Origin of the sequence: Komagataeibacter oboediens (assembly GCF_018491655.1) — a bacterium.
GTDB lineage: Bacteria > Pseudomonadota > Alphaproteobacteria > Acetobacterales > Acetobacteraceae > Komagataeibacter > Komagataeibacter oboediens.
On record NZ_JABLUU010000054.1, the window covers coordinates 1 to 665 of the forward strand.

Here is a 665-nt window from a genome sequence, read left to right on the forward strand (position 1 = left end):
ACTGAAAATGAGTGATCTGTATTGGCTGACGGACGAACAGATGGAGCGTCTACGGCCCTTTTTCCCGACGAGCCATGGCAAACCTCGCGTTGATGACCGTCGTGTGTTGAGTGGGATCATTTTCGTGAACAGAAATGGTCTGCGTTGGCGTGATGCCCCCCGAGAATACGGTCCACACAAGACGCTCTACAATCGCTGGAAGCGCTGGAGTGCTATGGGGATATTCATCCGCATGATGGAGGGACTGACTACCGGCAAGGCAGATCCTCAGACGATCATGATTGATGCGACCTATCTCAAGGCACATCGCACAGCTTCGAGCCTGCGGTTAAAAAAGGGGCTTCAAGCCGTCTGATTGGGCGCACCAAAGGCGGGATGAATACGAAGCTGCATGCCGTCACCGACCGGAACGGACGTCCGCTCGACTTCTTCATGACAGCAGGCCAGATCAGTGATTACACCGGGGCCGCTGCCCTTATGGACGGTCTCCTACCAGCCGAATGGATGCTGGCGGATCGGGGCTATGATGCTGACTGGTTCAGGGATGCCTTGGAGGAGAAAGGGATCAAACCCTGCATTCCGGGACGGAAATTCCGAGGGAAACCCATAAAATACGACAAGCGGAAATACAAAAGACGCAACCGTATCGAGATCATGTTCGGGAG

At 54.4% G+C, this 665-nt stretch carries 1 pseudogene; it reads left to right on the top strand.

Going from position 1 to position 665, the window contains the following annotated elements:
• Positions 1-7: 7 nt before the first annotated feature.
• Positions 8-665, top strand: a pseudogene (locus HNO79_RS16355) (IS5 family transposase); the annotation flags it as partial.